Annotated in this window: 17 protein-coding genes; 2 read left to right on the top strand and 15 right to left on the bottom strand. The window is 52.1% G+C overall.

Going from position 1 to position 14,330, the window contains the following annotated elements:
* Positions 1–132: 132 nt before the first annotated feature.
* Complete coding sequence (locus FE784_RS23385) at positions 133–1,293, top strand: serine hydrolase domain-containing protein (protein ID WP_176706454.1); 1,161 nt, start codon at positions 133–135, stop codon at positions 1,291–1,293.
* Positions 1,294–1,619: 326 nt separating this feature from the next.
* The gene (locus FE784_RS23375; RefSeq protein WP_139604675.1) at positions 1,620–1,838 is read left to right on the top strand and encodes a hypothetical protein; all 219 of its coding nucleotides are present in this window, start codon (positions 1,620–1,622) and stop codon (positions 1,836–1,838) included.
* A 62-nt stretch (positions 1,839–1,900) separates the two neighbouring features.
* Here the strand turns inward: FE784_RS23375 and FE784_RS23370 are convergent, their stop codons facing one another.
* The 15 genes from FE784_RS23370 to FE784_RS23300 form a co-directional block, all read right to left on the bottom strand.
* A complete protein-coding gene (locus tag FE784_RS23370; protein WP_139604674.1) occupies positions 1,901–2,212 on the bottom strand; it encodes an ArsR/SmtB family transcription factor in 312 nt (103 codons plus the stop codon).
* 112 nt (positions 2,213–2,324) lie between these two features.
* Entirely contained in the window at positions 2,325–3,383 is a 1,059-nt protein-coding gene (locus tag FE784_RS23365) for a hypothetical protein (RefSeq protein WP_139604673.1), read from the bottom strand.
* A 50-nt stretch (positions 3,384–3,433) separates the two neighbouring features.
* Positions 3,434–4,186 (bottom strand): GNAT family N-acetyltransferase, encoded by a 753-nt coding sequence (locus tag FE784_RS23360; protein ID WP_176706453.1) that lies wholly within the window; start codon positions 4,184–4,186, stop codon positions 3,434–3,436.
* A gap of 94 nt (positions 4,187–4,280) precedes the next feature.
* Positions 4,281–4,589 carry a Dabb family protein gene (locus tag FE784_RS23355; protein WP_139604671.1) on the bottom strand — a complete coding sequence of 103 codons (309 nt, stop codon included), beginning with the start codon at positions 4,587–4,589 and terminating at the stop codon, positions 4,281–4,283.
* 35 nt (positions 4,590–4,624) lie between these two features.
* Positions 4,625–5,560, bottom strand: coding sequence for an MBL fold metallo-hydrolase (locus FE784_RS23350; RefSeq protein ID WP_139604670.1), 936 nt, complete (start codon positions 5,558–5,560; stop codon positions 4,625–4,627).
* 23 nt (positions 5,561–5,583) lie between these two features.
* Positions 5,584–6,012, bottom strand: coding sequence for a VOC family protein (locus FE784_RS23345; RefSeq protein ID WP_139604669.1), 429 nt, complete (start codon positions 6,010–6,012; stop codon positions 5,584–5,586).
* 71 nt (positions 6,013–6,083) lie between these two features.
* Entirely contained in the window at positions 6,084–6,872 is a 789-nt protein-coding gene (locus FE784_RS23340; RefSeq protein WP_139604668.1) for a carbon-nitrogen hydrolase family protein, read from the bottom strand.
* Between the two features lie 100 nt (positions 6,873–6,972).
* A complete protein-coding gene (locus FE784_RS23335; protein ID WP_139604667.1) occupies positions 6,973–7,971 on the bottom strand; it encodes a serine hydrolase domain-containing protein in 999 nt (332 codons plus the stop codon).
* Positions 7,972–8,200: 229 nt separating this feature from the next.
* Positions 8,201–9,103: a response regulator gene (locus FE784_RS23330; protein WP_139604732.1), complete on the bottom strand. Its 903-nt coding sequence runs from the start codon at positions 9,101–9,103 to the stop codon at positions 8,201–8,203.
* Positions 9,084–10,370 carry an ATP-binding protein gene (locus tag FE784_RS23325; protein ID WP_139604666.1) on the bottom strand — a complete coding sequence of 429 codons (1,287 nt, stop codon included), beginning with the start codon at positions 10,368–10,370 and terminating at the stop codon, positions 9,084–9,086. Before FE784_RS23325 ends, FE784_RS23330 begins: the two co-directional genes overlap by 20 nt.
* A 130-nt stretch (positions 10,371–10,500) precedes the next feature.
* Complete coding sequence (locus FE784_RS23320; RefSeq protein ID WP_139604665.1) at positions 10,501–11,151, bottom strand: amino acid ABC transporter permease; 651 nt, start codon at positions 11,149–11,151, stop codon at positions 10,501–10,503.
* Positions 11,152–11,164: 13 nt separating this feature from the next.
* Positions 11,165–11,818: an amino acid ABC transporter permease gene (locus FE784_RS23315; RefSeq protein WP_139604664.1), complete on the bottom strand. Its 654-nt coding sequence runs from the start codon at positions 11,816–11,818 to the stop codon at positions 11,165–11,167.
* Positions 11,819–11,883: 65 nt separating this feature from the next.
* Positions 11,884–12,723, bottom strand: coding sequence for a glutamate ABC transporter substrate-binding protein (locus FE784_RS23310; RefSeq protein ID WP_139604663.1), 840 nt, complete (start codon positions 12,721–12,723; stop codon positions 11,884–11,886).
* Between the two features lie 37 nt (positions 12,724–12,760).
* A complete protein-coding gene (locus tag FE784_RS23305) occupies positions 12,761–13,489 on the bottom strand; it encodes an amino acid ABC transporter ATP-binding protein (protein WP_139604662.1) in 729 nt (242 codons plus the stop codon).
* A 330-nt stretch (positions 13,490–13,819) separates the two neighbouring features.
* Complete coding sequence (locus FE784_RS23300) at positions 13,820–14,296, bottom strand: hypothetical protein (protein WP_139604661.1); 477 nt, start codon at positions 14,294–14,296, stop codon at positions 13,820–13,822.
* Between the last annotated feature and the right edge of the window lie 34 nt (positions 14,297–14,330).

The raw sequence follows: 14,330 nt of genomic DNA, 5'->3' as shown, positions 1-14,330 counted from the left end.
TTGGGGGGAACGAGGCGGTCGCTCATCTTTGAAATACGTCGATAGACGTTTTTTTTATTAGTAGTCATTTCTTACATGGACTTCCGGCATGGTTGTGGTACCATGAATTACTACCCGAAAAGGAGCTGTCGTATGAAACTTAGACAAGGTTCGCCGGAAGAGGCTGGAATGTCTTCGCCAAAGATTAACAGGATGGAACGGTTGGTGGAAGGCTGGGCCGAACGAAACGTGTCGCAGGCGTTCGGGATCGTCGTCGCCCGAAAAGGCATCATTGTAAGCCATCGCGCATACGGAAAAGTATCTCCGGAATCGGACGCTTCCCCTCTTGCAACCGATACGTTGTTTCCCCTGGCCTCGATCACGAAACCGATCACGGCGACAGCCGCGATGATTTTGGTCGAACAAGGGCTATTATGCTTAAGCTTTCCGGTCTCGTATTATATTCCCGAGTTCGTCGGCGAAGGCAAGCATCACGTAAAGGTCCATCATCTCATGACGCACACGTCCGGCTTGCGGAACGCGGATGTCAACGATCATAGCAAAAGAAAAGAAGGGCTTGTTCAAATCCCGCCCCCGGATGCTAATCAGCATCCCGGTCTGCACGAGAAGCTGTTTCTCGGCTACGATACTCCGTTATGGAAGCCTCCCGGCACGGAATTGTCCTATTGCGGTTACGGGATCGAGCTTCTGGGGGAAATCGTAAGGAGAGTAAGCGGCCAAACGTTGGAGCAGTTTTGCCGGGAGCACATATTCATTCCGCTTGGTATGAACGATACCTATTTTGTCGTACCGGAAGCCCGTTACGGAAAAGTCATCCGAAGAGCGCAAGATTTGCCGGGAGGTCAATGGTTCCATTCGCCGGAAGCGATGTCATGGCCGTCCGCAGCGGGAGGCGCTTACTCGACCGCTATCGATATCGCCCGGTTCGGACAACTGTTTCTAAACAGAGGCAGGTACGGGGACGAACGGATTTTGAGCCCTGCATCGGTTGCGGAGATGATCCGCGATCAGGCGCCGAACGTTTCTTCCACCTATGGCGACCAATTTTTCCGGGAGGCGTCCTACGGCTATTGCTGGCCGGTCAATCATACGAAACGGGATAGCGGGGATTTGTTCTCGCCGCAGGCGATCGTTTGCGGCGGTGCCGGGGGCGTCAACATTACCGTCGATCCGCATTACGAGACCGTGCAAATCATTTTCTCGATTGAAGGCAAGCGGAATGACGGACACGGCGTTTGGTTCCCTTGTATGAATTTGTTCAACAATGCAGTCATCGCCTCGATCGAGGAATAGGGCGGAAGCCCCGTAGGCGCAGCCGGACAAAGTGTGCTCGGAGTAACCGGCATCATTTTGTCCAGTTACCGGTGAACATTTAAACTCCGGCTTCTTTATACCGGTATGTAAATCTCCATCTCGATTTCTACCGGCTCAACCACCCGTTATCTTTGTCATGTTTGTCGATCCATCCGTCGCATGCCGAAAGACCGCTATGGAACTTACGCCCTCCCATACGAAGACAGAGCGTTCCGACTGTTCCAAGACGAAACGGAGCGCCGCCCGCAACACGGTCCGATCGTCCGACGACAAAAAATAAGGTATAGTAAGGTTGAGGTGAGAGTATGTCCAAACAAAGAAACGGTCATGTCCTGAAGCTTTCGGACGGCAGCTACTTTATCGAAGAAGCGCCGTACAAGACGGATAAATTGGACGAGGCGGAAATTTATTTTAAATATTTCGATCTGATCGAAGCACAAGCGAGAGCGCAGAGAAACACCGGACTGGACGCGCAGATGCAGCGCATAACCTTCATCATCACCCTGTTGACCGAGCATGAATAGAATGGAAAACGCCTGCCGTCGATAACTGGACGGCAGGCCGTGTTCGAAAGCGCCCCTTCTTTTTACTCTTCCTCATCCAAATGGCGAACAAGCGCGTCAAGCTTGTCCGACCAGAACGGTCTATACGGCTCCAGCCAATGGGCGATCTCCGCCAACGGCTCCGCACACAGCTTGTACATATGCTTTTGCGCTACCGGACTTACTTCGACAAGACCCGCTTCCCGCAAAATGCGAAGATGCTTGGATATGCCTGGCTGGCTCAAGGAGGATTGCTCCACCAATTCTCCGACGGAACGGGGACGGGCTCGCAGCAAATCCAATATCCGTCTCCGGTTCGGCTCGGCCAATATTTCGAATACGTTTGCGCCTTCCATATAGTTAGGTATCGGATTTCATCCTCCTTTATGTCTTTATATTACTCATCAGTTATATAGCAGTCAAGGATGTTCCAAGCCTTTCATTAATCGACCCGGTCAAGCCGCAATGTTAAAAGCCTTCAAACGGATCGTCCTCCGTATCGGACGTTTCGGCGGTACTCGGAATCTGTTCCCTCTCCTCGGCTTCTTCGGCCGGCACCTCTTTCCCCAAGTCGGGAAAATCTTCGCCGATAACGGGCTGGCTCCCCAGCTCCATCTCGTTCGCCTTCACGTCATGCAGCACGAACAATTCCTTCGACCCGCGTAATAATCTAATATCGCACAAGTAAAGGGCGGACTTATGCTGATTGAGGTTCATAATGCTCTTGGTTCGCGTGTAAGCGGTTTTGTGCGGCTTCACGATTTCGAATACGAGCTGCTTCTCCGGAGTACACTCCGGATTGTAAGCAACTGAAAATCCGCCGCTTTCCTCATCCTCCATCACCTGCCAAGAGGTGTACACCAAGTGTGAGCTTGCTTGCTGTTCGGCAGGGATCACGATATCCGATTGCGTCGGATAAGAGAGATGCCAATCTTTCATTCCTATGTTTTGCGAAATCGGCTTCCCTTTCTTGAAATGGTTAACCCACGTATTTTCCGAGCTATTCTGCTTAGTCTCACCCGGGTCCTGCTTAGGGTGGGAATGCGCAATAGGGTCGTACTTGTCGTCTATGCCTTCCCAGTTTACAGCTCCGTTCGTGCCGGGTATGACGACGTACTCGTTGTTTTTGCCGGCCAGTCCCCATTCCATCAGCTGCAGACTGTCTTTATAAGTCGCGAAAGCTTCTTGGCCAATCTGTCTAAGGGCATCGCTGTCGCCGAGAGCAATCCGTGACAACAAATTTCGGGCCGCTTCGGCCGATTTGCAGTCGGGTATGATGTAGAAACGCGGCTTGCCCGAGCTTTGCTCGGAGGAAGACTGCTTCGCATCGTCGAGAGTCCGTTGCAAAGATCCATTTAATAATCGGCCGACTGCCTGATTTCCGACGGTCCGGTGCAACTGCAACACCCGCTGTACATCCGTCCGCTTCGATTGAAAGTCCATGGTAGATGTGGTGCGGCCGGACCGTCGGATTCCGTTGTCCGACCGATGGCTCTTAGGAACGAAACGAGAACTTCGCTCGGTCATCCCAATCCTCCTTCCATACGTGAGCGGCGGATTGGCCCCGCCCCGGGTGATCAGGTCCGATTCGGCTTCGCCCTGTACCAATATTTATATATCTCTATATAACCCAGCTTGTCGTACAAATGGACGGCCGCCTCGTTTTGCTGCACGACTTGCAATAAGGAATAGTGCGCCCCGATCGATTTTCCCCAATCCAAAATATTCAGTACCAGCTGCTCTCCGAAGCCTCTTCTTCGGTAGCCGGCGTCGGTTACGATATCGTACAGACATACGTATTCATCCTGAATGACGCCCAACCCGCAGGCAACCGGAATATCTTCCTCGTATAACGTGAAGAAGCCTTTCGGCAAAGTGGAGCGGCCAAGCATTTGTCTCGTGATCTTCATGTTCTTGTCGGATAGGCGATTTAATCTCGCCATATTATACAACCATTCGTCGTTAAGCGCTTCCTGCCGCTTTGCGGCCACCGCAGGCTTCGGAACATTATCCAAATGGAGAAGCCGGACACTGGATTCGTCAACGACGCGGTAACCTTTTTCATCCAAAAGACGGTCCAAATTATCGGGTACAACAAAGGGCGTCAATTTGAAGACGGTATCCAGTCCGCGCTGACGATAGCAGCTCTCGCAAACTCGAATTAGCTCCTCCACTTCATCGGCGTCGAATAAGCCAGTTCCGTAGAGCGGGCTTACCGAATTTGCTCTTTTCGTATAGCCGTCGGCATATCGGACAATCCAGCCTTTTCGCAGAACCGTTTCCAATGCCGGCCATGTATTTAAAGTCATCTCTTCCATATGCTTGTACATAGGCACCATCCTTCAGGCTGAATCGAATGGTATTAATATACAATTGCATGCATAATAATTCAATATCGATTGTGCGGCATTCTCTTTGTCGCCACTAGGTACGGCTTATCGGATAGTCGATTACTACGACATTCTCCAACATTCCGTCAAGCATTTTGACGAACTGCTGATGTACCGGATGCGGGCCGTATTGACGTAGCGCTTCCTGGTCCCGGAACGTCACGCGCAGCCCCAACGTGTACCCGTGAATGTTATCGACCTCTTCCGTCACATTGACGCCCGCCGTCAATTCGACGATCCCCGGGATCCGTTCTTTAAACGTCATCAGCATGTCCAACAAAGCTTTTTCTTTATCGGCCGTGTACGTTTCGTTAAATTTAAAAGATACGAGATGCTCGAACATGAACCTATTCCCTCCGCTCGATTGTTTACTTTCATTCATAACCGGTATATGGCTCGATCGATCTTATCGTTGTCGTAAATGAGTTCAATTTCATTTTTTGCGTTCATTCTTTCCAAGTGGGCCAGTACGACTTCCAAGAAAAATCGGATACCCTTATGAGTTTTACCTCCGGTGAATTCCAAAGCCAACGAAAATGGCGTATGTATACTGCGTTTCAACGCGTCCAATATTTTTTGATCCGTTGCCGCGAGTCTGTCAAGCGTTAGGGCGACCGCTTCGTGTATGTTATGAATTTCTTTTCCGTGACCCGGGTATACGAACCCGGCACCACAGTTCTTTATTTTTTCCATACTTTTTGTATACGAATCCAGAGATTGAATCATCGGAGGTCCATGGAGCAACAGCACGTCCCCGCCAATAAGGTAGCCGCTTTCCTCATGAAGCAACGAAATATGATCGATGCTATGACCCGGAGTTTCCATAACGGTCAGTTGTTCGCCGCCGATATCGATCTTGTCCCCTTCCCGAACCTGAGAGTCCACGCGTACCGGCTTGGCGTAAGAATAATAGGATCGGAGCGCATCATACAGCACGTCGTCGATTACTTCGTTAATATGCTGTTGCGGTATGCAGGATTTGACCCTTTCCAAGGCGTCCAGTCGGATAATCGGCTCTAGCGGACCGACTGGAGCGACTACCTTCGCGCGATCAAAATAGTCGTATTCGCAGACGATTCCTCCTACATGATCGATATGTCGGTGCGTCAACACGATTTGATCGATATCCTCCGGTTTGAGCCCCAGTTGGAGCAAGCCCGACAATAATTCGGCCTGCGAATCGGGAGAAGGGTGACCGCAATCGATAAGCGTCACTTGCTCGTTACGGAAAACGTATGCGTTTACATCCCCTTGCATCGGCTGCTTCACCGTGATTTTCGCGAGCTCCCCGCTGATTTTCTCGACTTGGCTCACATCGTTCCACCTGCCTGACCACTTTATTTCCCTGCAAATACAACATTGGTCGCCCCCAATGAGTTGCCGTCCGGATCGAAGAAGCCGAAGCCGCTTATTTCCCCCGCACTTAGCTGAACGACATCCCGATTGGTCGTTACTCCGTGCGTTTTCAGATGACGGTGGAAGGCGGGCAAATCGTCGGAATAGAAGTCGATGATGCTCTGCGTATAGCCATAATTCGTATTGTGAAATTTGAGCCGCTCCGATGAATCGGTCTGCACCAAATAAATGCCCGGGACTCCGTCCGGTCTATGCGCAAACTGCAACATGGCCTCCTTCCACGACTCTTGGAAGTCGCCGATTACTTTTAAGCCCAATACCCGGTCATACCATTCGACCGCCGCTCGCAAATCCGATACCGGAATTTCGACGCCGGCAATGCGCGAAACTAGCGGGATTTGATTCGTCATGGTTACTAATTCCTCCTTGGAACTGAGATAACTTCACGATTGCGCCAGCGTGCTATGCGTACTACAAGCATCTATCCGGGCAGCTGCGACGGATCGAATCGCGTTGCAAACAATCTCGTCGCTTTGGCGGGATCTATCTCGCTTACTAGAAGTTCTTCCTTGCCGTACGGGATATATTGCATCAGCCTGCCTTGCGGGTCAATCAGAGAGGTCGCCGAGGTCTGATAGTCCATCGTTACGTTGACGCTGGCGAAATAAACGTTATTTTCTCCGGCGCGGCAAATCATCGCCTTCTCGAAAAAGGAAGTTCCCCATTCCGTTAACGGCACGCGACCTGTATGTCTCCCCGTCCATTGCGGCTGAAACACGATCTGCGCTCCCCTCGTCGCCGCCCATCGAACGGTTTCGGGGTACCTCCACGCTTCGTGACAAATCGCGATTCCGAACGGGACCCCTTTGACCGAGAACATCATCCTGCTCCCGTCCGGCACGTAATGCTCCGACTCCCCTCCCGGCGGCAATTGATTTTTCGTTTGATAACCCAATACTTCACCGGTCCCGGAGATGACGTATGCCCGGTTGTGCAGCCCTAATTCCGTAATCCACTCCATACCTACGATTGCCATCGTAGCATAGAGCTTGCAAAAGCTTTGCAAAGAGAGCAAAGCTTGCTCCAACTCCCGTTGATCCGGCGGCGGAAGCTGCACATCGGTGCCTCTCAAGCCCGGCAAGTACGCTTCGGGAAAACAGACGATATCGACGTTTTGCTCCTGACACTTAAGCAGCATTTCCTCGATTTTTTGCAAGCCTTTCGAGATCGATTCCTGATGGCGGATCGATGCCAATCCGATCGTGATCATGTCCGCTCACTCCTTCGCATGGAGAAAGTATGCGCCATTCGCCTCAGCCGGCCGGCAAATGTCATGGTGACGGATTCGACACGCTGGCACGTTTTTCCTTTTATGCGAACCTCCTAATCGTCGAAGAAACGATATTTCCGAATTGTTGGATGTCCCGGATATAATCGAATCCCGGAGGATTCGGCCCGGTTTGATTCAACATTCTAACGGCTACGGCCTCGTACTCGGGAATAACGATCAAGGCATTTCCATATAGCCCCAAAGACTGATACGAGCCTTCGGGAAGAAGCGTTCCAAGCTCCGACGAATGGCGGGGCGTATCCTGAACCCACCAGAAAAATCCGTTCCGGGGCAAGCTGTCGTCAAGCTGAGCCGGAGTAACGATGGAAACGGCTTGTTCGAATACGGGGGCCGGGAGCAATTGTCGGCCGTCATACATGCCTTTCATCAAATGCAAATATCCCCAAAACGCCAGCTCCCGCGTACTGACGAACAGATTCGCTTCCCCGCCTCGATTCCCCGCGTAGGTTTCGCTCAGCCAAACCAGCTTGTCGCTCCGCTCCTTGGTCCAGCCTGTCTCCATAAATCCGCAAGGTGCGAAAACCGTGTTCTCCAACACTTCGGCAAGCGAATGACCATACACCTTCCGGATGAGCCTGACCAGCAGATTAACGCCCGAATTGTTATATTTCCAACCCGTGCCCGGCGGAAAAATCCGTTTATTCGAGCCTTGCAATCCGTGCGTATGCGTTAACAAATGACGTATCGACGTCCGATCCAATATATTTTCGTCCAAATCATCCAGATAGTCGCCGATCGGATCGTTCAAGCTGTTGATTTTACTTTCGTACAAGGCAAGGCTCACGGCCCAGCCCAAATACGTTTTGCGGATCGAGGCGACGTTGAATCGGGACTCCGCATCTACGGGACGACTTTCCTCCGCATGTTCGTGATGGCCGGAGTACCACTCGTTTATTACTAGACCGTTATGGATGACATAGGTCGAGGCGGCCGAGGCGGATACGGTTCGCATCGTCTCCAATACATGCCGGTTCAATTCCTCGAACGATTGCGGGTCCAAGCATTGAGGCAGCTGCATCTGCGTCTCCTTTACTTCAATAGGAATGGATGGATAATGACTCTCAAACACTATGTATAAATTTAAATTATGATCCAGTCGGCAACCGGAATCAAGAAAAAAAGAAAATGGCACACCCGGGCACGAATAAACCATCGCAACAAAAAAAGCGGCTCCGGATCGTCAATGCCTCTCGGGCAGTCGATGAATCCGGGGCCGTATTGCGGACATAGCCGTTTACGCCGGCTAATCAGCTTTGCTTCAATTCGAGAAAAAAAGATTGAAGAAACTTTTTAACGTTCGCCTTGCTGTTCGTCCCTTCCATGTCTTGCTCCAGCTCCCGCATGCGCGTACGAACTTCTTGAAATTCGAACAACCGCGAGGCGTAGTGTTCGAATATGGGGTTGGCGTAGTCGGTCAGCCCGAGCGAGGACAAATGGGTGAGCGTCTGCAGCACCATGCGGCGCATCCGCTGCTCCAAAGCCCGAACTTCCCGGTCCGTAAGCTGTCCGGGTCCATAATCTTTTTCCTTGCGCAGCACTTGAACGTATAATTCCTTAAGCGGAGGCAGCTCGCGAAGAGGTCCGCTGCGGCGCTCCTCTTCCTCGAGCCAGCGAACGAGGCCGAGCAAATCTCCAGCCCCGGCCTCCCCGGCGATGCCCAGCTGCAGCATGAGCGTACGAGCTCTTTCCTCCAGAGTAGGCTTTTGCTCGCGCTGAACGGGTCCGGACGCTGCACCGCCGCCCAGAGCGCTGAGCGAATGGCGGATCGAGTCGATCGAGCGTACGAGGCTCAGGTGATGAGCTACTCTTTTTAGCACCGACAATACTTCATACCGGTTGATCGGCTTCCGGATAAAAGTGTCGACCCCTTCCTGGTAAGCTTCCCCGACCAGTTCCTTGTGCTCGACCTGCGAGATCATGACGAACGTGCCGGCGTACCCTTCCTTCCGCAGCGCCTTGATCGTCTCGATCCCGTCCCGTCCGGGCATCAGCAAATCGATCAGCACCGTATCCGTATCGGTCAATTGGCCGGCCGTCACATGCAAGCCGTCCGCCGCCTCGCCCACGACTTCGCCCACTTCTCCATCCGATATGATACGCTCCAGCATTTTCCGTACGGCGGCATCGTCGTCAATCAGGTACAGCTTCATCTTCGTCATATTCCCCCCTTCTTATCAGCTGCCCGATCGGGAGCTGGAGCTCGAACCGGGTGCCGTGCTGCGACGGACACAAGCTGAGCGTTCCGCCCATTGACCGGGCTATGTCCCGCGCATGCGTCAAGCCGATTCCAGTGGAAAAGTAGCCCTCGGGATTGAATTTGGTCGTATATCCCGGTTCGAATACCCATTCCTTCTCCAGCTCGGAAATGCCAGGCCCGTTATCCGTTACCCGAAACAGCAGCAGTTCTGCCTCAAGCTCCGCCTCGACTGTGATTATCCCCTGATCTGCAATCGCTTCCACGGCGTTCGTCAATAAGTTGTTCAGGATGGACAGCAGCGCATAGGTTTGATTCGTGTACAACTGGACGTCGGCATGAAGTCGAAAAACGATCGGTTTGCCGATTGCCTCCGCATACTTTTCATTCGCTTGAACGGCCAAACCGCAAAGCTCGGCTATACCGAGACGGTCCCCGGCCTTCGTAGGCTTCATCAGCTTCGACAGACCGGTTACGATGCGCTGCAAATCTTTTTTCAGCTCATGCACGTTCTCCGCCACCTGCAGCGCTTCGCTATGCTCCGGCAGCCGCTGCTCCATCAGCTTCTTATACAGCCTGTAGCTTTCGCGGGTCAGCTTCTCGACGTGGGACATCACTTTGCGCATATAAAACGACTCTTCATACAGGCTGGAATTCAGCAGAATGAGCCTCTCCAGCTCCAGCTTTCGCCATTCCCCCAGCTCTCGCACTTGGCGAATGGACAGCATATTGTACAGCCCTACCACGAAGAAGCTGCGAAGCACGCCGGTTATGCCGATCAGAAGCAGACTCTGCCATGAAAACGGAGCCGATTCGAGCAGCGCGAAACGGATCACGAGCTCTGCGCTGTTCGATATGATGTCCGCCGCCGCGCCGATCAACCCGACCCTTATCGGAAATTCGGCACGACGGCGAATGTGCAGCAGCTTGACGGAAAGCGCGAATGCCAAATAAAAGCCGAAGGTCGGCACATGGTGCAGGAAGCTGGACAAAAGATTCGCTTCGCCGCCTATCGCATCCATGCCGATACGGAACAAGACTACGAACGCGCCCGTCAGCAGCCCTGTCGACAGTACCGGCACGGAAAACCAGAGCAGACCGAAAAAATAAGCTACGATTCCGAGCGAGAACCGGAACGAGTCTCCGAACGGGTTCAGCTTCACTTCTCCGAGCAATGCCGTACTCAGCAAAATAACAATCAATATACGCATTCGATCCGACATGACGATTTCGGTCCCCTCCCGAGCTTTACTATGGCGAAGCCGGCAGCGAACGCTAGACACGGATATGCCGAAATCAAAAGAGATCAACGTCTCTAGGTTGCCCAAGAAATGGAGATCTCTTTCAATCCGGTCACACGTGCTTGTTTTCCAGCTTCTTGGACAAGATGGACAACGCATAGTTAACGACGAAGTACATCAAGGCTATCATAATAAAGGTCGGAATGACATAGTTTACGTTGCGTCCGTTTATGATTTGCGCGTGATTCATCAGCTCCGGCAGCGCAATGACGACGGCAAGAGACGTATCCTTCAGCAGCGAGATGAATTGGCTTACGATCGGAGGAACCATTCGGCGCAGCCCTTGGGGCAGTATGACGAACCGCATCGTCTGCGCAGCGGACAAGCCCGAGGAACGCGCCGCTTCGATTTGACCTTTATCGATGGAGTTCAAGCCGCTGCGGACGATTTCCGCAAGCATCGCCGATTCGAAGATGACCAGCGCCACGATCGCCGCATTCATTTTGCTCATTTTAATCCCGACTTCCGGCAAGGCGAAATAGGTGAAGAAGATGATCAGCAACAGGGGCAGGTTCCGGATCGTCTCGACCATAAATCCCGTCACCTGCGATAGAACGGGTATTTTCCAATAGCGTATTATTCCGATCAATGTCCCGATAATAAAGCTGAGCACGATCGACACCAACGCTACCTCCAGCGTCACCCACAAGCCTTGCAGCAAAAATTTCAAATGAGAGGGAGCATACGCGCCGGCAAAATCCACAGGAATCCCCTCCTCAACGCGCCCGGGCCATCCGGCGCTCCAAGTAGCGGAGTCCGAAGCCGAGCGGGATAGTCAATGCCAAGTAAAACAATGCGACGAAAATGTAAACATCGAAGGTGACGAATGTCGACGCCGATATCAAATCGCCGTAATACATCAAATCAAGCCCCGCGATGACGCCCAATACGGACGAGTTTTTGATCAGATTCAAAAACTGGTTGCCGAGCGGCGGAATGACGATTTTCACGGCTTGCGGCAAAATGATGTAACGCATGACCTGTACGTAGCCGAATCCGGCCGAACGTCCCGCTTCCATTTGTCCCTTGGGGACGGACTGGATGCCGGCCCGAATCGTCTCGGCGATGAATGCGGCGGTATAAATCGTCAAGCCTACCGTCCCCGCCGTAAACGGATCCAACAAGATGCCGATCGCGGGCAGCCCTACGAACATGAAAAATACGATGACGATGAGCGGAATATTTCTTATAAATTCCACGTACACCGCTCCGACTGCATTAAGCACCTTGACCGGCGCTATGCGGAACACCGCAAAAACGGCACCCAGAAGGAAGCTGCCGATCAATGCGAGCACGCTTGCTTTGATCGTATTCGCGAATCCTTCCAAAAATTGGCCCCAATGGTCTGACAAGATGGATATATCGATCATCCCGGCTCCTCCTTTCCTGGAACAAGAACGGGATGGACGCGTTTCGCCCACCCCGCCGGCTCGAATTATTTTTTCGGTTTTTCGCCGATCCATTTCTCGTACAGCTTGTCATATTCACCGTTTTCTTTCATTTCCTTCAGCACGGAGTTGACCAGCTTGACGAGATCGTCTTCGTTTTTGCGCATGCCGATTCCATATGGCTCCTCGGTGAACGTTTCATTCACGACGCGGTAGTTCGGATCCTGCTTCGCCATGCCGTACAGAAGCGCATTATCCGTCGTCAAAGCGTCGCCTTGCCCCGCTTTCATCGCGGTGAACGCTTCCGCGTAGTTCTCGAACTCCAGCACTTGCGTACCCGGAGATTTCTCGCGAATGTTGGTTGTCGAAGTCGAGCCTTTTGCGGTTACGACCTTCGTGCCCTTGGTCAAATCGGCCAAGCCGTTAATTTTGCTATCCTTTTTGACAAGGAGCGATTGACCTGCCATGAAATAAACGTCGGAAAAGTCGATTTCCTTCTTGCGGTCCTCGGTGATCGTCATCGTTGCGACAATCATGTCGATTTCGCCGTTTTTCAGCATCGGGATGCGGGTTTTGGACGTAACTTCCTTCAGCTCGAGCTTATTCTCGTCGCCGAATATTTTTTTCGCGATCGCCTTGGTCAGATCGATATCGAACCCTTCCACTTTGCCCGAAGCCGGATCTTTCAAACCGAACAGGTTCAGGTCGTATTTCACGCCGGCGACCAGCTTGCCGCGCGCCTTGATTTGCTCGACCGAGCCGACCGCCGGCTGCGAGCCTTGCTTCGGATCCTGTCCGGCGGATTTCGTGCCTCCCGCGCAAGCGACCAAAGATACGGCCATAACCGCGGTTAGCGTCAGACCGGTCAACGTTTTCATCCTATTCATGTCAAATCTCCCCTTTTCCCGTATCGTTTTCGTAAAATCAATGATTCAGTACGCGGCTTAAAAACAATTGCGCCCTCTCCTGTTTCGGTTCGGCAAAAAATTCGGCGGGAACCGCGTCTTCTACTATCCGTCCTTGGTCCATAAATACGACGCGATCGGCCACTTCCCGGGCGAAGCCCATTTCGTGGGTGACGACGACCATCGTCATCCCTTCCAGAGCAAGCGTTTTCATCACGTCCAAAACTTCTCCGATCGTTTCCGGATCGAGCGCGGAGGTCGGTTCGTCGAACAGCATGATTTTCGGCTTCATGGCGAGTCCCCGCGCGATCGCGACGCGCTGCTGCTGACCGCCGGACAGCTGCCACGGGTAAGCGTCCGCCTTGCCCGAAATGCCCACTTTGTCAAGATAGAGCATCGCGGTCTCGCGCGCTTCCTTCTCCGACATGTTCGCCACCTTGATCGGGGCGAGCGTAATATTTTTCAACACGGACATATGCGGATACAGATTGAAATGCTGGAACACCATACCGATATTGCGCCGGATCTGGTTGATATCGGTCTTCTTGTCGTTCAAGCGGATGCCGTCCACGATCAATTCCCCGTCCGTAATCGCTTCCAGCCGGTTGATGCAACGAACGAGCGTGCTTTTGCCGGAGCCGGACGGTCCGATTACGACGACGACCTCGCCGGAATGGACGGTCAAATTAATGTCTTTGAGCACATGGAAATGCCCGTAATGTTTGTTGACCTGATGAAACCGTATCATACGATCCCCCCTTCCAACTTGAATGATAAGGCTTACACGGATTGTAACCGGCAAGTAACCGAAACCGACCGAAACCGACACAAATTTGTTATAAAACGATTAATCTTCTTTTCCATTAACCTGCCGCACGGCAAATGAATCGCTGAGATGATGTTCCCCGAGTGATCGAATACGATGCGAAGTTGCTCAACTACTATGTGGTGGAGTACAGGTACGAATGAGGAGTGTGCGAGGAAAAACGCAAATAGACCCGGGACGGCGATCCGGGTCAATATGAATGTTCGTAAAGTTTAAGTTCGCTATAGTGTTACAGCTGCGAACAGATTTAAATCATTGCACGATTGATCCCGGCTCCGTCGCGTCTTTCCGGGCGAATAATTTCGGCCAGTACTTGATTCCCAGCATAATCATCAGCGGTAAGACGCCGCTTGCCACATATACGACAGTCCAGTACGTCATTTTCCATTCCGTCACCGCGAACGGTTGACTATCCATTACAATTTCCATCTGTCTGGGGAGCATCGCCAATACCAAAATCATATAGACGATGGAAATTGTTACTCTTCTTGAAGTCGCCGTCATACAGCTCACGTAAATAGCGAAGCCCATACAGAAACAATCTCTGTAAAATCGATCGACTATAAACCACATGTCGCTTCTTTGCGGAATGATTCCACCCACCAAGTAGTTAAACGGCCCGATAAAAAACACTTTCAAAAAAACAAGCGTAAAGACAAACATCGGCAGCACGATAACCCACCTGAGCACTTTGCCCCAATCCGTTTCCCGGTTGTGCAGTCCGCCCATCTCCTCCCGTAATATATCGGCTATTGATACGCCC

The sequence above is a fragment of the Paenibacillus hemerocallicola genome (assembly GCF_006265175.1).
Lineage (GTDB): Bacteria > Bacillota > Bacilli > Paenibacillales > NBRC-103111 > Paenibacillus_AB > Paenibacillus_AB hemerocallicola.
Note: the sequence above shows the minus strand (reverse complement) of the source record. Positions and strands in the feature narration are given on the sequence as shown.